Here is a 13,647-nt window from a genome sequence, read left to right as displayed (position 1 = left end):
CGTTGAGATGGTAATGCCTGGTGACAACGTGAACATGGTTGTTACTCTGATCCACCCAATCGCGATGGATCAAGGCTTGCGTTTCGCAATCCGTGAAGGCGGCCGTACTGTTGGCGCTGGTGTTGTTGCTAAAGTTATCGCTTAATCGCGAATAATTTTTCGACACAAAAAGAGGGCACTTCGGTGCCCTTTTTTTATGCAATTCGCTCAAATCTTAATTGAAATAAAAAGCATTCCTATTTAGACTTACAACATTGGTTAAGAAGTGAGTCTCTCTATGTATGTATGTCTGTGTAATGCCGTGACTGACAAAGCGATCCGTAAGGCCGTACGTCAGCATAATCCGCATACCATGAAACAACTGCGTGAACTGGTCCCTATTGGTACCGATTGCGGAAAGTGCATTCGTCAGGCCAGACAGATTATGGTGGAGGAAAGCGGAACCATTATTCATATGCACGAAGTTGCCTAACTAAAGGTAAGGTTATTTTTTGACTCTTGGCTTACAGCTTCTACACTTTTAGAACTGGCCAGGAGGAGTTACCTATGAAAGGCGATAAAAAGATCATTGCTCACCTCAACAAGCTGCTCGGTAACGAGCTGGTTGCCATCAATCAATATTTCCTGCACGCCCGAATGTTCAAGAACTGGGGTTTAACTCGCCTCAATGACAAGGAATACCACGAGTCGATCGATGAAATGAAGCATGCCGATCGTTACATCGAGCGTATTTTGTTTTTGGAAGGTATCCCGAATTTGCAGGACCTCGGCAAGTTGAATATTGGCGAGGATATTGAAGAAATGCTGCGTTCCGATCTGGCCCTGGAGTTGGATGGCGCCAAGAGTCTTCGCGAAGGCATCGCTTACGCCGATTCCATCCATGACTATGTCAGCCGTGATTTGATGATAGAGATCCTGGCCGATGAAGAAGAGCATATCGACTGGTTGGAAACCGAACTGGATTTGATAGATCGCCTGGGGATTCAGAACTACGCACAGGCCCAACTCTAGCAGATTAGCACCCGTTTTTCATTTAACAAATACGCTCCCCAGCCGGCAGGTTTTCTCTCTGGCAGGGCGGGGGAGCAGGCACAACGCCGTATCGAAATTCCTCGCATGCCCCTGTTTATCACTTACCGATTTGCCGTCCAAGAAATAAACCTGCAAAAAATGTCGATATCCTGAGCATATTTCCATCTGTGCCTTGCTTCTCGCTCTGTTTTGCGTATAATGCGCGGGCTTACCTAATCTTGGTAAGCCTGATTTTAGCGAATCAGTCGATTGGCAAGTTTGTTTTGCCTTTCGAACAATACTCCCGACATGGGGGTTATATGTTGACGATTACACTCCCCCATCAATCGAAATGGGTGTGAGGAGTAATTATTTACGTTTATAAATAATTGGAGCTCTGGTCTCATGCAGAACCAAAGAATCCGTATCCGCCTGAAAGCGTTTGATCATCGTCTTATCGATCAATCAACCGCGGAAATCGTCGAGACTGCTAAGCGCACTGGTGCGCAAGTCCGTGGTCCGATCCCGCTGCCAACTCGCAAAGAGCGCTTTACCGTTCTGATCTCTCCGCACGTTAACAAAGACGCGCGCGATCAGTACGAAATTCGCACTCACAAGCGTCTGGTTGACATCGTTGAGCCAACCGAGAAAACCGTTGATGCTCTGATGCGTCTGGATCTGGCTGCTGGTGTAGACGTGCAGATCAGCCTGGGTTAATCAGGTCATTGAGCGATTGAGAGGTTGAAACAATGATTGGTTTAGTCGGTAAGAAATTGGGCATGACTCGTATCTTCACTGAAGATGGCGTTTCTATCCCAGTAACCGTGATTGAAATTGAAGCGAACCGCGTGACTCAGGTCAAAGACCTGGCTAACGACGGGTACCGTGCCGTTCAGGTTACTACCGGTAGCAAAAAAGCTAACCGCGTGACCAAACCGGAAGCGGGCCATTTCGCTAAAGCTGGCGTTGAAGCTGGCCGTGGTCTGTGGGAATTCCGCACTGCTGAAGGTGAAGAATTTACTGCAGGTCAAAACATCAGCGTAGAAATCTTCGCTGAAGTTAAAAAAGTCGATGTTACCGGTACTTCTAAAGGTAAAGGTTTTGCTGGCACTGTAAAGCGCTGGAACTTCCGTACCCAAGACGCTACCCACGGTAACTCCTTGTCTCACCGCGTTCCGGGTTCTATCGGTCAGAACCAGACTCCGGGCAAAGTGTTCAAAGGCAAGAAAATGGCTGGCCACCTGGGTGACGAGCGTGTAACCGTTCAAAGCCTGGACGTAGTACGTGTTGACGCTGAGCGCAACCTGCTGCTGGTTAAGGGTGCTGTACCGGGCGCAACCGGTGGCAACCTGATCGTTAAACCAGCTGTGAAGGCGTAAGGGGATAGCAATGGAATTAGTATTGAAAGACGCGCAAAGCGCGCTGACTGTTTCCGAAACTACCTTCGGTCGTGACTTTAACGAAGCGCTGGTACACCAGGTTGTTGTTGCTTATGCAGCAGGTGCCCGTCAAGGTACTCGTGCTCAGAAGACCCGCGCTGAAGTGACTGGTTCCGGTAAAAAACCGTGGCGCCAGAAAGGTACCGGCCGTGCGCGAGCAGGTTCTGTAAAGAGCCCGATCTGGCGTTCAGGTGGTGTGACCTTCGCTGCAAAGCCACAGGACCACAGTCAGAAAGTAAACAAAAAGATGTACCGCGGCGCGCTGAAAAGCATCCTGTCCGAACTGGTACGTCAAGATCGTCTGATCATTGTCGAGAAGTTCTCTGTAGAAGCGCCTAAAACTAAGCTGCTGGCACAGAAACTGAAAGATATGGCTCTGGAAGATGTGCTGATCGTGACCGGTGAACTGGATGAGAATCTGTTCCTGGCTGCTCGCAACCTGTACAAGGTTGACGTGCGCGATGTAGCAGGTATCGACCCGGTTAGCCTGATCGCCTTCGACAAAGTGGTTATGACTGCTGATGCTGTGAAGCAAGTTGAGGAGATGCTGGCATGATCCGTGAAGAACGTCTGCTGAAAGTGCTGCGTGCACCGCACGTATCTGAAAAAGCATCCGCTGCGATGGAAAAAACTAACACCATCGTACTCAAAGTTGCCAAAGACGCGACCAAAGCAGAAATTAAAGCTGCAGTGCAGAAACTGTTTGAAGTCGAAGTCGAAGACGTTAACACCCTGGTAGTTAAAGGGAAAGTGAAGCGTCACGGTCAGCGTGTTGGTCGTCGTAGCGACTGGAAAAAAGCTTACGTCACCCTGAAAGAAGGCCAGAATCTGGACTTCATCGGCGGCGCAGAGTAAGTCGGAGGAGTAAGAACAATGGCAATTGTTAAATGTAAACCTACATCTCCGGGTCGTCGCCACGTTGTTAAAGTGGTTAACCCTGAGCTGCACAAGGGTAAACCTCATGCCCCGTTGCTTGAGAAACTGAGCAAAAGCGGTGGCCGTAACAACAATGGCCGTATCACCACCCGTCATATCGGTGGTGGCCACAAGCAACATTATCGTCTGGTTGACTTCAAACGCAACAAAGACGGTGTGGCTGCAGTGGTTGAGCGTCTGGAATACGATCCGAACCGTTCCGCGAACATCGCGCTGGTTCTGTACAAAGACGGCGAACGCCGTTATATCCTGGCGCCGAAAGGTCTGAAAGCTGGTGACCAGATCCAATCTGGCGTTGATGCTGCAATCAAGGTAGGTAACGCCCTGCCAATGCGCAACATCCCAGTGGGTTCAACGGTTCATAACGTAGAAATGAAACCAGGTAAAGGCGGTCAAATCGCTCGCTCTGCTGGTGCCTACGTTCAGATCGTTGCACGTGATGGTTCCTACGTAACTCTGCGTCTGCGCTCAGGCGAAATGCGTAAAGTTCCAGTTGATTGCCGCGCCACCTTAGGTGAAGTCGGTAACGCTGAACATATGCTTCGCGTTCTGGGTAAAGCAGGTGCTGCACGTTGGCGTGGTGTTCGTCCTACCGTTCGCGGTACGGCGATGAACCCGGTCGATCACCCGCACGGTGGTGGTGAGGGTAAAAACTTTGGTAAACACCCAGTAACACCATGGGGCGTTCAGACCAAAGGTAAGAAAACCCGTAGCAACAAGCGTACTGATAAGTTCATCGTACGTCGCCGTAGCAAAAAATAATTAGAGGATAAGCCATGCCACGTTCTCTCAAGAAAGGTCCTTTTATTGACCTGCACTTGCTGAAGAAGGTAGAGAAAGCGGTGGAAAGCGGTGACAAGAAGCCTTTGCGCACTTGGTCCCGTCGTTCAACGATCTTTCCTAACATGATCGGTTTGACCATCGCTGTCCATAATGGTCGTCAGCACGTACCAGTGTTCGTTTCCGATGAAATGGTCGGTCACAAACTGGGTGAATTCGCGCCGACTCGCACTTATCGCGGCCATGCGGCTGATAAAAAAGCTAAAAAGCGCTAAGGTAGGAGGAAGAGATGGAAACTATCGCTAAACATCGCCACGCTCGTTCTTCTGCACAGAAGGTCCGCCTTGTTGCAGACCTGATCCGCGGTAAGAAAGTGTCGCAAGCTCTGGAAACTCTGGCCTACACCAACAAGAAAGCTGCTGGTCTGGTTAAGAAAGTGCTGGAGTCTGCCATTGCTAACGCAGAACACAACGATGGCGCTGACATCGATGATCTGAAAGTCACGAAAATCTTCGTAGACGAAGGCCCAAGCATGAAGCGCATTATGCCGCGTGCAAAAGGTCGTGCAGATCGCATCCTGAAGCGCACCAGCCACATTACTGTGGTTGTGTCCGATCGCTGAGACTCTGGAGACTAGCAATGGGTCAGAAAGTACATCCTAATGGTATTCGCCTGGGTATTGTCAAACCTTGGAACTCTACTTGGTATGCGAATACCAAAGAATTCGCTGACAACCTGGACAGCGACTTTAAAGTTCGTCAATTCCTGATTAAGGAACTGGCGAAAGCTTCCGTTTCTCGCATCGTTATCGAGCGTCCTGCGAAGAGCATCCGTGTGACTATTCACACTGCTCGTCCAGGCATCGTTATCGGCAAGAAAGGTGAAGATGTCGAAAAACTGCGTAAGGTCGTAGCGAACATCGCTGGCGTTCCTGCGCAAATTAACATCGCCGAAGTCCGTAAACCGGAACTTGACGCTAAATTGGTTGCTGACAGCATCACTTCACAGTTGGAACGTCGCGTTATGTTCCGTCGTGCTATGAAGCGTGCTGTACAGAACGCAATGCGTCTTGGCGCTAAAGGTATCAAAGTTGAAGTAAGCGGCCGCCTTGGCGGTGCTGAAATCGCGCGTACCGAATGGTACCGTGAAGGTCGTGTTCCGTTGCATACACTGCGTGCGGATATCGATTACAACACATCTGAAGCGCACACCACTTATGGTGTAATCGGCGTTAAGGTATGGATCTTCAAAGGTGAGATCCTGGGTGGTATGGCTGCAGTTGAACAACCGGAACCGGCTGCTCAACCTAAAAAGCAGCAGCGTAAAGGCCGCAAGTAAGGAGAGTCGCTGATGTTACAACCAAAGCGTACAAAATTCCGTAAGATGCACAAAGGCCGCAACCGTGGTCTGGCGCAGGGTACGGATGTTAGCTTCGGCACTTTCGGTCTGAAAGCTGTTGGCCGTGGCCGTCTGACTGCTCGTCAAATCGAAGCAGCTCGTCGTGCAATGACTCGTGCAGTTAAGCGTCAAGGTAAAATTTGGATCCGTGTATTCCCGGACAAACCAATTACCGAGAAGCCGCTCGAAGTGCGTATGGGTAAAGGTAAGGGTAACGTGGAATATTGGGTTGCCCTGATCCAACCTGGGAAAGTCCTGTACGAAATGGACGGTGTACCAGAAGAGGTCGCCCGTGAGGCATTCAAGCTGGCTGCAGCTAAATTGCCGATCAAAACCACCTTTGTAACTAAGACGGTGATGTAATGAAAGCACAAGAGCTGCGTGAAAAAAGCGTTGAAGAGCTGAACACTGAGCTGCTCAACCTGCTGCGTGAGCAATTTAACTTGCGCATGCAGGCGGCAAGTGGCCAGCTGCAACAAACTCACCTGTTGAAACAAGTGCGTCGTAATGTCGCACGCGTTAAGACTTTACTGACTGAAAAGGCGGGTGTGTAAATGACTGATATTAACCGTACTCTGCAGGGTCGTGTTATTAGTGACAAAATGGAGAAATCCATGGTTGTTGCTATCGAGCGCACGGTGAAGCACCCGATCTACGGGAAATTCATCAAGCGTACGACCAAGCTGCACGTACATGACGAGAACAACGAATGTGGTATCGGTGACGTGGTAGAAATCCGCGAATGCCGTCCACTGTCTAAGACTAAGTCTTGGACGTTGGTTCGCGTTGTAGAGAAAGCGATTCTGTAATAGAGTAGCTGGCTCTAACTTATAAACGGCTCAGAAAATGAGCCGTTTATTTTTTCTACCCATACTTTGGAAGCGGTGTTATAATGCTGCGCCCTCGGTTATGGGGCTTTTCAACGATCTAGTAATAGGTCCTAAAGTTGTAGTTGACATTAGCGGAGCACTAACATGATCCAAGAACAGACTATGCTGACCGTGGCCGACAACTCCGGTGCACGTCGCGTAATGTGTATCAAGGTTCTAGGTGGCTCGCACCGTCGCTACGCAGGCATTGGCGATGTCATCAAAATTACCATCAAGGAAGCAATTCCTCGCGGTAAGGTGAAGAAAGGCGATGTGCTGAAGGCGGTAGTGGTGCGCACCAAGAAGGGTGTACGTCGCCCGGACGGTTCTGTCATTCGCTTCGATGGTAATGCATGCGTTATTTTAAACAATAACAGCGAGCAACCTATCGGTACGCGTATTTTTGGGCCGGTAACTCGTGAACTGCGTAATGAGAAGTTCATGAAAATTATCTCTCTGGCACCAGAAGTACTCTAAGGAGCGAAACATGGCAGCGAAAATCCGTCGTGATGACGAAATTATCGTGCTTACCGGGAAAGACAAAGGTAAACGCGGTAAAGTAAAAAATGTCCTGTCTGCTGGTAAGGTCATTGTTGAAGGTATTAACCTGGTTAAGAAACATCAGAAGCCGGTCCCGGCCCTGAACCAACCAGGTGGCATTGTTGAAAAAGAAGCTGCAATTCAGGTTTCTAACATTGCTCTCTTCAACGCGGCTACCGGTAAGGCTGACCGTGTAGGCTTTAGATTCGAAGACGGGAAAAAAGTCCGTTTCTTCAAATCTAACAGCGAAACTATCAAGTAATTTGGAGTAATACGATGGCGAAACTGCATGATTACTACAAAGACGAGGTAGTCAAACAACTGATGTCTCAGTTTGATTACAACTCTGTCATGCAAGTCCCTCGGGTCGAGAAGATCACCCTGAATATGGGTGTTGGTGAAGCGATCGCTGACAAGAAACTGCTGGATAATGCAGCAGCGGATCTGGCAGCAATCTCCGGTCAAAAGCCGTTCATCACCAAAGCACGCAAATCTGTTGCAGGCTTCAAAATCCGCCAGGGCTATCCGATCGGCTGTAAAGTAACTCTGCGTGGCGAACGCATGTGGGAGTTCTTTGAGCGACTGATTTCCATTGCTGTTCCACGTATCCGTGACTTCCGTGGCTTGTCCGCTAAGTCATTCGATGGCCGTGGTAACTACAGCATGGGTGTGCGTGAGCAAATCATCTTCCCAGAAATCGACTATGACAAAGTCGACCGCGTTCGTGGTTTGGATATTACCATTACCACTACTGCGAAATCTGATGATGAAGGCCGCGCGCTGTTGGCTGCTTTTAACTTCCCGTTCCGTAAGTAAGGCAGGGTTACTGATGGCTAAGCAATCAATGAAAGCACGCGAAGTCGTTCGCGTGAAACTGGCTGAAAAGTACCGCGCTAAACGCGAGGAACTGAAAGCTATCATTTCTGGTGTGAACTCTTCCGACGAAGATCGTTGGGATGCTGTTCTCAAGCTGCAAACTCTGCCGCGTGATTCCAGCCCGTCTCGTCAGCGTAAACGCTGCCGCCAAACTGGCCGTCCACATGGTTATGTGGGCAAATTCGGGTTGAGCCGTATCAAGTTACGTGAAGCCGCTATGCGCGGTGAAGTACCAGGCTTGAAAAAGGCTAGCTGGTAATTACCAATTGAATCACGGGAGTAAAGACAGATGAGCATGCAAGATCCGATCGCGGATATGCTGACCCGTATCCGTAACGGTCAAGCCGCGAACAAAGTTGCGGTCACCATGCCTTCCTCCAAGCTGAAAGTGGCAATTGCCAACCTGCTGAAGGAAGAAGGTTTTATTGAAGATTTCAAAATCGAAGGCGACACCAAGCCTGTTCTGGAACTGGTACTGAAGTACTTCCAGGGCAAGGCAGTGGTAGAAAGCATTCAGCGAATCAGCCGTCCAGGTCTGCGTATCTACAAGAAAAAAGATGCGCTGCCAAAAGTTATGGCTGGTTTGGGTATTGCTGTTATTTCTACCTCTAAAGGTGTTATGACCGATCGTGCAGCTCGCCAAGCAGGTCTTGGTGGCGAGATTATCTGCTACGTAGCTTAATTCGGGAGGAAAGAATGTCTCGTGTTGCAAAAGCACCCGTCGTCATTCCTGCCGGCGTAGAGGTAAAACTCAACGGTCAGGTTATTTCGATAAAGGGTAAGAACGGCGAGCTGACTCGTACTGTCCACAACGCCGTTGAAGTGAAGCAAGAAGCTAATGCACTGACTTTCGCCCCGCGCGAAGGTTTTGCAAACGCATGGGCCCAAGCGGGTACCACGCGCGCTCTGCTGAACGCAATGGTCGTTGGTGTTACCGAAGGCTTCACCAAGAAGCTTCAACTGGTAGGTGTTGGTTATCGTGCTGCTGTTAAAGGCAACGTGGTGAATTTAGCCTTAGGCTTCTCTCACCCGGTCGATCACCAGCTGCCAGCAGGTATTACTGCTGAATGCCCAAGCCAAACTGAAATCGTGCTGAAAGGCGCTGATAAACAAGTTATTGGCCAGGTTGCTGCAGATCTGCGTGCCTACCGCCGTCCTGAGCCTTACAAAGGCAAGGGTGTCCGTTACGCCGACGAAGTCGTGCGTACCAAAGAGGCTAAGAAGAAGTAAGGTAACACTATGGATAAGAAATCTGCTCGTATCCGTCGTGCGACCCGCGCACGCCGTAAGATCAAAGAACTGGGTGCAACCCGCCTGGTGGTACATCGTACCCCGCGTCATATTTACGCACAGGTAATTGCTCCAAATGGTTCTGAAGTACTGGTAGCCGCTTCTACTGTAGAAAAAGCTATCACAGAGCAATTGAAGTATTCCGGTAACAAAGACGCAGCAGCAGCCGTAGGTAAAGCTCTGGCTGAGCGCGCGTTGGAAAAAGGGATCTCTAAAGTCTCCTTTGACCGTTCCGGTTTCCAATATCATGGTCGAGTCCAGGCACTGGCAGATGCTGCCCGTGAAGCTGGCCTTCAGTTCTAAGGAAGAGGTTTAAGATGGCTCACATCGAAAAACAAGCTGGCGAACTGCAGGAAAAGCTGATCGCGGTAAACCGCGTATCTAAAACCGTAAAAGGTGGCCGTATTTTCAGCTTTACCGCACTGACAGTAGTTGGTGATGGTAACGGTCGCGTTGGTTTTGGCTACGGCAAAGCACGCGAAGTTCCGGCAGCGATCCAGAAAGCGATGGAAAAAGCCCGTCGCACTATGATTAATGTTGCTTTGAATAGCGGTACTCTGCAGCACCCTGTTAAAGGTGCTCATACGGGTTCTCGTGTGTTCATGCAACCAGCTTCCGAAGGTACCGGTATCATCGCCGGTGGTGCAATGCGCGCCGTTCTGGAAGTTGCAGGGGTTCATAACGTATTAGCTAAAGCATATGGTTCTACTAACCCGATTAACGTGGTTCGTGCAACTATTGCTGCTTTGGAAGATATGAAATCCCCAGAAATGGTCGCTGCTAAGCGTGGTAAGTCCGTCGAAGAAATTCTAGGGAAATAACCATGGCAAAGACTATTAAAGTAACTCAAACAAAAAGCAGCATCGGCCGTTTGCCAAAGCACAAGGCAACCCTGATCGGTTTAGGTCTGCGTCGTATTGGTCATACTGTAGAGCGTGAGGATACTCCTGCTGTACGTGGTATGGTCAACTTGGTTTCCTACATGGTTAAGGTTGAGGAGTAACAGATGCGTTTAAATACTCTGTCTCCGGCTGAAGGTGCCAAGCATGCGCCTAAGCGTGTAGGTCGTGGTATTGGTTCTGGCCTGGGTAAAACCGCTGGTCGTGGTCACAAAGGTCAGAACTCACGTTCTGGCGGTGGCGTACGTCGTGGTTTTGAAGGTGGTCAGATGCCTTTATATCGTCGTTTGCCGAAATTCGGCTTCACCTCTCGCAAAGCTATGATCACGGCAGAAGTTCGTCTGTCTGAACTGGCTCTTGTTGAAGGCGACGTAATCGACCTGAACACGCTGAAAGCCGCTAACGTTGTTGGTGTCCAGATCGAATTCGCGAAAGTTATGCTTTCTGGCGAAATCGCTCGTCCGGTTACCCTGCGTGGTCTGCGTGTCACCAAAGGCGCTCGTGCTGCTATCGAAGCTGCTGGCGGTAAAATTGAGGAATAAGTAGCAGATGGCTAAGCAACCAGGATTAGATTTTCAAAGTGCTAAAGGCGGACTCGGCGAGCTGAAGCGCAGACTTTTGTTTGTTATCGGCGCGCTGATTGTCTTCCGTATCGGCTCTTTTATTCCGATTCCTGGTATCGATGCCACTGTGCTTGCCAAATTGCTCGAGCAGCAGAGAGGCACTATCATTGAAATGTTTAACATGTTCTCTGGTGGTGCCCTCAGCCGTGCTTCTATCTTTGCTCTGGGGATCATGCCGTATATTTCGGCGTCGATCATTATCCAGCTGTTAACGGTGGTTCATCCAGCGTTAGCAGAAATTAAGAAAGAAGGGGAGGCTGGCCGTCGCAAGATTAGTCAGTACACCCGTTACGGTACGCTGGTGTTGGCCATATTCCAGTCGATCGGTATTGCTACCGGTCTGCCGAATATGCCTGGTATGCAGGGTCTGGTGTTAAACCCAGGCTTTGCATTCTACTTTACTGCAGTAGTGAGCTTGGTTACCGGGACAATGTTCCTGATGTGGCTAGGTGAACAGATTACTGAACGCGGTATCGGTAACGGTATCTCGATCATTATCTTTGCAGGTATTGTAGCGGGACTCCCGCCGGCTGTGGCCCATACTATTGAGCAAGCCCGGCAAGGCGACCTGCACTTCCTCCTGTTGCTGTTGGTTGCAGTATTGGTGTTTGCAGTAACCTTCTTCGTTGTTTTCATCGAACGTGGTCAACGTCGTATCGTCGTTAACTATGCGAAACGTCAACAAGGTCGTCGTGTTTATGCAGCACAGAGCACACACTTACCGTTGAAAGTGAATATGGCAGGGGTTATCCCGGCAATCTTCGCTTCCAGCATTATTCTGTTCCCGGCCACGATTGCATCATGGTTTGGGGGCGGTACCGGTTGGAACTGGCTGACAACGATTTCGCTGTATTTGCAGCCAGGGCAACCGCTTTATGTGTTACTCTATGCGTCTGCAATCATCTTCTTCTGTTTCTTTTACACGGCGTTGGTTTTCAACCCGCGTGAGACAGCAGATAACCTGAAGAAGTCCGGTGCCTTCGTACCAGGAATTCGTCCGGGAGAGCAAACGGCGAAGTACATCGATAAAGTAATGACGCGTTTAACCCTGGTGGGCGCGATGTACATTACTTTCATCTGCCTGATCCCGGAGTTCATGCGTGATGCAATGAAAGTACCATTCTACTTTGGTGGTACCTCGCTACTGATCGTGGTTGTCGTCATCATGGACTTTATGGCTCAAGTGCAAACTCTGATGATGTCAAGTCAGTACGAGTCTGCATTGAAGAAAGCAAACCTGAAAGGCTATAACCGCTAACAGGTTCGTTTGAGAAGTTACGGAGAGTAAAAATGAAAGTTCGTGCTTCCGTCAAGAAATTATGTCGTAACTGCAAAATCGTTAAGCGTAACGGTGTCGTTCGTGTGATTTGCAGCGCCGAGCCGAAGCATAAACAGCGTCAAGGCTGATTATCTCGCATATTTTTCTTGCAAAGTTGGGTTGAGCTGGCTAGATTAGCCAGCCAATCTTTTGTATGTAGCTGCAACATTATTTGAGTATCCTGAAAACGGGCTTTTCAGAATGGTGTTGCCGTATAAAATAGTAGGAGTGCATAGTGGCCCGTATAGCAGGCATTAACATTCCTGATCATAAACATACCGTAATCGCCTTAACGTCGATCTTCGGAATCGGTAAAACCCGCTCACAGTCTATCTGTGCGTCTACGGGTATTGCCGAAAGTGTTAAGATCAGTGAGCTGTCTGAAGAGCAAATCGAACAGCTGCGTGAAGCAGTCGCCAAATTCACCGTAGAAGGTGATTTGCGTCGTGAAGTTACCCTGAGCATCAAGCGTCTGATGGATCTTGGTACATACCGTGGTTTGCGTCATCGTCGTGGTCTGCCAGTTCGCGGTCAGCGTACGAAGACCAACGCACGTACCCGTAAGGGTCCGCGTAAACCGATCAAGAAATAATCAGGGTGATTGAATAATGGCAAAGGCACCTGTTCGTACACGTAAGCGTGTAAGAAAGCAAGTCTCTGACGGCGTGGCTCATGTCCATGCTTCTTTCAACAACACCATTGTAACTATTACCGATCGTCAGGGTAATGCATTGGGTTGGGCAACTGCCGGTGGTTCTGGTTTCCGTGGTTCTCGTAAGTCAACTCCGTTTGCAGCTCAGGTTGCAGCAGAACGTTGTGCTGACGCAGTAAAAGAATACGGTATCAAGAATCTGGAAGTTATGGTTAAGGGACCGGGTCCAGGCCGCGAATCAACTATTCGTGCTCTGAACGCCGCTGGTTTCCGCATCACTAATATTACTGATGTGACTCCTATCCCTCACAACGGTTGTCGTCCGCCGAAAAAGCGCCGCGTATAACGCTGCTTTTAGGTTTGTTGGAGAAAGAAAATGGCAAGATATTTGGGTCCTAAGCTCAAGCTTAGCCGCCGTGAGGGCACAGACTTGTTCCTGAAGTCTGGCGTTCGCGCGATCGATACCAAGTGTAAAATTGAGCAACCGCCTGGTCAACACGGTGCGCGTAAACCGCGTCTGTCTGACTACGGTGTACAGTTACGTGAAAAGCAAAAAGTTCGCCGTATGTACGGTGTTCTGGAGCGTCAATTCCGTAACTATTACAAAGAAGCAGCACGCCTGAAGGGCAACACCGGTGCAAACCTGTTGCAACTGCTGGAAGGTCGTTTGGACAACGTTGTTTACCGTATGGGCTTCGGCGCTACTCGTTCAGAGTCACGTCAGTTGGTTAGCCACAAAGCAATTATGGTAAATGGTCGCGTTGTTAACATCGCTTCTTATCAGGTATCTCCGAATGACGTAGTCAGCATCCGCGAGAAGGCTAAAAAGCAATCTCGTGTTAAAGCTTCTCTGGAGCTGGCTGAGCAGCGTGAAAAGCCGACCTGGCTTGAAGTTGATGCTGCTAAGATGGAAGGCGTGTTCAAGCGTATGCCTGAACGTACCGATCTGTCTGCGGACATTAACGAACACCTGATCGTCGAGCTTTACTCCAAGTAAGGCTTAGTACCAAAGAGAG

The 13,647-nt window shown here is 49.4% G+C and carries 28 protein-coding genes and 1 pseudogene; all 29 read left to right on the top strand.

Annotation, left to right across the window (positions count from 1 at the left end):
- Window positions 1-145: pseudogene (tuf, locus tag BEI65_RS26480) on the top strand (elongation factor Tu); the annotation flags it as partial.
- Between the two features lie 132 nt (window positions 146-277).
- Window positions 278-472, top strand: a complete 195-nt coding sequence (gene bfd / locus BEI65_RS26475; protein ID WP_017894251.1) for a bacterioferritin-associated ferredoxin — start codon at window positions 278-280, stop codon at window positions 470-472.
- Window positions 473-546: 74 nt separating this feature from the next.
- Complete coding sequence (gene bfr / locus BEI65_RS26470) at window positions 547-1,011, top strand: bacterioferritin (RefSeq protein WP_099065725.1); 465 nt, start codon at window positions 547-549, stop codon at window positions 1,009-1,011.
- Window positions 1,012-1,416: 405 nt separating this feature from the next.
- Window positions 1,417-1,728, top strand: a complete 312-nt coding sequence (gene rpsJ / locus BEI65_RS26465; protein WP_001181005.1) for a 30S ribosomal protein S10 — start codon at window positions 1,417-1,419, stop codon at window positions 1,726-1,728.
- Window positions 1,729-1,760: 32 nt separating this feature from the next.
- A complete protein-coding gene (gene rplC / locus BEI65_RS26460; protein WP_012147224.1) occupies window positions 1,761-2,390 on the top strand; it encodes a 50S ribosomal protein L3 in 630 nt (209 codons plus the stop codon).
- Window positions 2,391-2,400: 10 nt separating this feature from the next.
- Window positions 2,401-3,006: a 50S ribosomal protein L4 gene (rplD, locus tag BEI65_RS26455; RefSeq protein ID WP_085119645.1), complete on the top strand. Its 606-nt coding sequence runs from the start codon at window positions 2,401-2,403 to the stop codon at window positions 3,004-3,006.
- The gene (gene rplW, locus BEI65_RS26450) at window positions 3,003-3,305 is read left to right on the top strand and encodes a 50S ribosomal protein L23 (RefSeq protein WP_012147222.1); all 303 of its coding nucleotides are present in this window, start codon (window positions 3,003-3,005) and stop codon (window positions 3,303-3,305) included. The genes rplD and rplW overlap by 4 nt, the downstream gene beginning before the upstream one ends.
- Before the next feature lie 18 nt (window positions 3,306-3,323).
- Entirely contained in the window at window positions 3,324-4,148 is an 825-nt protein-coding gene (gene rplB / locus BEI65_RS26445) for a 50S ribosomal protein L2 (protein ID WP_099065724.1), read from the top strand.
- 14 nt (window positions 4,149-4,162) lie between these two features.
- The gene (gene rpsS / locus BEI65_RS26440) at window positions 4,163-4,441 is read left to right on the top strand and encodes a 30S ribosomal protein S19 (protein WP_004929772.1); all 279 of its coding nucleotides are present in this window, start codon (window positions 4,163-4,165) and stop codon (window positions 4,439-4,441) included.
- A 14-nt stretch (window positions 4,442-4,455) separates the two neighbouring features.
- On the top strand, window positions 4,456-4,788 hold the full coding sequence (gene rplV / locus BEI65_RS26435; RefSeq protein ID WP_004391423.1) for a 50S ribosomal protein L22: 333 nt from the start codon (window positions 4,456-4,458) through the stop codon (window positions 4,786-4,788).
- Window positions 4,789-4,805: 17 nt separating this feature from the next.
- Window positions 4,806-5,504 (top strand): 30S ribosomal protein S3, encoded by a 699-nt coding sequence (gene rpsC, locus BEI65_RS26430; protein WP_012147220.1) that lies wholly within the window; start codon window positions 4,806-4,808, stop codon window positions 5,502-5,504.
- A gap of 12 nt (window positions 5,505-5,516) precedes the next feature.
- The gene (gene rplP / locus BEI65_RS26425) at window positions 5,517-5,927 is read left to right on the top strand and encodes a 50S ribosomal protein L16 (RefSeq protein ID WP_004951171.1); all 411 of its coding nucleotides are present in this window, start codon (window positions 5,517-5,519) and stop codon (window positions 5,925-5,927) included.
- Complete coding sequence (gene rpmC / locus BEI65_RS26420; RefSeq protein WP_004951169.1) at window positions 5,927-6,118, top strand: 50S ribosomal protein L29; 192 nt, start codon at window positions 5,927-5,929, stop codon at window positions 6,116-6,118. The genes rplP and rpmC overlap by 1 nt, the downstream gene beginning before the upstream one ends.
- Window positions 6,119-6,373, top strand: a complete 255-nt coding sequence (rpsQ, locus tag BEI65_RS26415; protein ID WP_012147219.1) for a 30S ribosomal protein S17 — start codon at window positions 6,119-6,121, stop codon at window positions 6,371-6,373.
- Between the two features lie 165 nt (window positions 6,374-6,538).
- The gene (rplN, locus tag BEI65_RS26410) at window positions 6,539-6,910 is read left to right on the top strand and encodes a 50S ribosomal protein L14 (RefSeq protein ID WP_004951161.1); all 372 of its coding nucleotides are present in this window, start codon (window positions 6,539-6,541) and stop codon (window positions 6,908-6,910) included.
- Between the two features lie 10 nt (window positions 6,911-6,920).
- Window positions 6,921-7,235: a 50S ribosomal protein L24 gene (rplX, locus tag BEI65_RS26405; protein WP_004951158.1), complete on the top strand. Its 315-nt coding sequence runs from the start codon at window positions 6,921-6,923 to the stop codon at window positions 7,233-7,235.
- Window positions 7,236-7,249: 14 nt separating this feature from the next.
- Entirely contained in the window at window positions 7,250-7,789 is a 540-nt protein-coding gene (gene rplE, locus BEI65_RS26400) for a 50S ribosomal protein L5 (protein ID WP_004951155.1), read from the top strand.
- Between the two features lie 13 nt (window positions 7,790-7,802).
- A complete protein-coding gene (gene rpsN, locus BEI65_RS26395; protein ID WP_012147218.1) occupies window positions 7,803-8,108 on the top strand; it encodes a 30S ribosomal protein S14 in 306 nt (101 codons plus the stop codon).
- A gap of 30 nt (window positions 8,109-8,138) precedes the next feature.
- Entirely contained in the window at window positions 8,139-8,531 is a 393-nt protein-coding gene (gene rpsH, locus BEI65_RS26390; protein WP_004951149.1) for a 30S ribosomal protein S8, read from the top strand.
- A 14-nt stretch (window positions 8,532-8,545) separates the two neighbouring features.
- The gene (rplF, locus tag BEI65_RS26385) at window positions 8,546-9,079 is read left to right on the top strand and encodes a 50S ribosomal protein L6 (RefSeq protein WP_012147217.1); all 534 of its coding nucleotides are present in this window, start codon (window positions 8,546-8,548) and stop codon (window positions 9,077-9,079) included.
- A 9-nt stretch (window positions 9,080-9,088) separates the two neighbouring features.
- Window positions 9,089-9,442 carry a 50S ribosomal protein L18 gene (rplR, locus tag BEI65_RS26380; RefSeq protein WP_037425856.1) on the top strand — a complete coding sequence of 118 codons (354 nt, stop codon included), beginning with the start codon at window positions 9,089-9,091 and terminating at the stop codon, window positions 9,440-9,442.
- 14 nt (window positions 9,443-9,456) lie between these two features.
- On the top strand, window positions 9,457-9,960 hold the full coding sequence (gene rpsE / locus BEI65_RS26375; protein ID WP_099065723.1) for a 30S ribosomal protein S5: 504 nt from the start codon (window positions 9,457-9,459) through the stop codon (window positions 9,958-9,960).
- A 2-nt stretch (window positions 9,961-9,962) separates the two neighbouring features.
- A complete protein-coding gene (rpmD, locus tag BEI65_RS26370) occupies window positions 9,963-10,142 on the top strand; it encodes a 50S ribosomal protein L30 (protein ID WP_002213339.1) in 180 nt (59 codons plus the stop codon).
- A 3-nt stretch (window positions 10,143-10,145) separates the two neighbouring features.
- Entirely contained in the window at window positions 10,146-10,580 is a 435-nt protein-coding gene (gene rplO, locus BEI65_RS26365; RefSeq protein WP_012147214.1) for a 50S ribosomal protein L15, read from the top strand.
- A gap of 7 nt (window positions 10,581-10,587) precedes the next feature.
- On the top strand, window positions 10,588-11,919 hold the full coding sequence (gene secY, locus BEI65_RS26360; protein WP_004929740.1) for a preprotein translocase subunit SecY: 1,332 nt from the start codon (window positions 10,588-10,590) through the stop codon (window positions 11,917-11,919).
- Between the two features lie 32 nt (window positions 11,920-11,951).
- Window positions 11,952-12,068 carry a 50S ribosomal protein L36 gene (gene rpmJ / locus BEI65_RS26355; RefSeq protein WP_002227352.1) on the top strand — a complete coding sequence of 39 codons (117 nt, stop codon included), beginning with the start codon at window positions 11,952-11,954 and terminating at the stop codon, window positions 12,066-12,068.
- 146 nt (window positions 12,069-12,214) lie between these two features.
- A complete protein-coding gene (gene rpsM, locus BEI65_RS26350; protein WP_085119639.1) occupies window positions 12,215-12,571 on the top strand; it encodes a 30S ribosomal protein S13 in 357 nt (118 codons plus the stop codon).
- Between the two features lie 16 nt (window positions 12,572-12,587).
- A complete protein-coding gene (rpsK, locus tag BEI65_RS26345) occupies window positions 12,588-12,977 on the top strand; it encodes a 30S ribosomal protein S11 (RefSeq protein ID WP_004951128.1) in 390 nt (129 codons plus the stop codon).
- Between the two features lie 30 nt (window positions 12,978-13,007).
- A complete protein-coding gene (gene rpsD, locus BEI65_RS26340) occupies window positions 13,008-13,628 on the top strand; it encodes a 30S ribosomal protein S4 (RefSeq protein WP_012147212.1) in 621 nt (206 codons plus the stop codon).
- Window positions 13,629-13,647: the final 19 nt, after the last annotated feature.

It is taken from the genome of Serratia sp. BW106 (genome assembly GCF_002607755.1).
Classification (GTDB): domain Bacteria; phylum Pseudomonadota; class Gammaproteobacteria; order Enterobacterales; family Enterobacteriaceae; genus Serratia; species Serratia proteamaculans.
The sequence above is the reverse complement of the archived record's forward strand: the minus strand, read 5'-3'. Positions and strand labels throughout refer to the sequence as shown.

Coding starts and splice junctions, on each gene's coding strand:
- bfd (WP_017894251.1), top strand. CDS start 278: ATGTATGTATGTCTGTGTAATGCCGTGACTGACAAAGCGATCCGTAAG.
- bfr (WP_099065725.1), top strand. CDS start 547: ATGAAAGGCGATAAAAAGATCATTGCTCACCTCAACAAGCTGCTCGGT.
- rpsJ (WP_001181005.1), top strand. CDS start 1,417: ATGCAGAACCAAAGAATCCGTATCCGCCTGAAAGCGTTTGATCATCGT.
- rplC (WP_012147224.1), top strand. CDS start 1,761: ATGATTGGTTTAGTCGGTAAGAAATTGGGCATGACTCGTATCTTCACT.
- rplD (WP_085119645.1), top strand. CDS start 2,401: ATGGAATTAGTATTGAAAGACGCGCAAAGCGCGCTGACTGTTTCCGAA.
- rplW (WP_012147222.1), top strand. CDS start 3,003: ATGATCCGTGAAGAACGTCTGCTGAAAGTGCTGCGTGCACCGCACGTA.
- rplB (WP_099065724.1), top strand. CDS start 3,324: ATGGCAATTGTTAAATGTAAACCTACATCTCCGGGTCGTCGCCACGTT.
- rpsS (WP_004929772.1), top strand. CDS start 4,163: ATGCCACGTTCTCTCAAGAAAGGTCCTTTTATTGACCTGCACTTGCTG.
- rplV (WP_004391423.1), top strand. CDS start 4,456: ATGGAAACTATCGCTAAACATCGCCACGCTCGTTCTTCTGCACAGAAG.
- rpsC (WP_012147220.1), top strand. CDS start 4,806: ATGGGTCAGAAAGTACATCCTAATGGTATTCGCCTGGGTATTGTCAAA.
- rplP (WP_004951171.1), top strand. CDS start 5,517: ATGTTACAACCAAAGCGTACAAAATTCCGTAAGATGCACAAAGGCCGC.
- rpmC (WP_004951169.1), top strand. CDS start 5,927: ATGAAAGCACAAGAGCTGCGTGAAAAAAGCGTTGAAGAGCTGAACACT.
- rpsQ (WP_012147219.1), top strand. CDS start 6,119: ATGACTGATATTAACCGTACTCTGCAGGGTCGTGTTATTAGTGACAAA.
- rplN (WP_004951161.1), top strand. CDS start 6,539: ATGATCCAAGAACAGACTATGCTGACCGTGGCCGACAACTCCGGTGCA.
- rplX (WP_004951158.1), top strand. CDS start 6,921: ATGGCAGCGAAAATCCGTCGTGATGACGAAATTATCGTGCTTACCGGG.
- rplE (WP_004951155.1), top strand. CDS start 7,250: ATGGCGAAACTGCATGATTACTACAAAGACGAGGTAGTCAAACAACTG.
- rpsN (WP_012147218.1), top strand. CDS start 7,803: ATGGCTAAGCAATCAATGAAAGCACGCGAAGTCGTTCGCGTGAAACTG.
- rpsH (WP_004951149.1), top strand. CDS start 8,139: ATGAGCATGCAAGATCCGATCGCGGATATGCTGACCCGTATCCGTAAC.
- rplF (WP_012147217.1), top strand. CDS start 8,546: ATGTCTCGTGTTGCAAAAGCACCCGTCGTCATTCCTGCCGGCGTAGAG.
- rplR (WP_037425856.1), top strand. CDS start 9,089: ATGGATAAGAAATCTGCTCGTATCCGTCGTGCGACCCGCGCACGCCGT.
- rpsE (WP_099065723.1), top strand. CDS start 9,457: ATGGCTCACATCGAAAAACAAGCTGGCGAACTGCAGGAAAAGCTGATC.
- rpmD (WP_002213339.1), top strand. CDS start 9,963: ATGGCAAAGACTATTAAAGTAACTCAAACAAAAAGCAGCATCGGCCGT.
- rplO (WP_012147214.1), top strand. CDS start 10,146: ATGCGTTTAAATACTCTGTCTCCGGCTGAAGGTGCCAAGCATGCGCCT.
- secY (WP_004929740.1), top strand. CDS start 10,588: ATGGCTAAGCAACCAGGATTAGATTTTCAAAGTGCTAAAGGCGGACTC.
- rpmJ (WP_002227352.1), top strand. CDS start 11,952: ATGAAAGTTCGTGCTTCCGTCAAGAAATTATGTCGTAACTGCAAAATC.
- rpsK (WP_004951128.1), top strand. CDS start 12,588: ATGGCAAAGGCACCTGTTCGTACACGTAAGCGTGTAAGAAAGCAAGTC.
- rpsD (WP_012147212.1), top strand. CDS start 13,008: ATGGCAAGATATTTGGGTCCTAAGCTCAAGCTTAGCCGCCGTGAGGGC.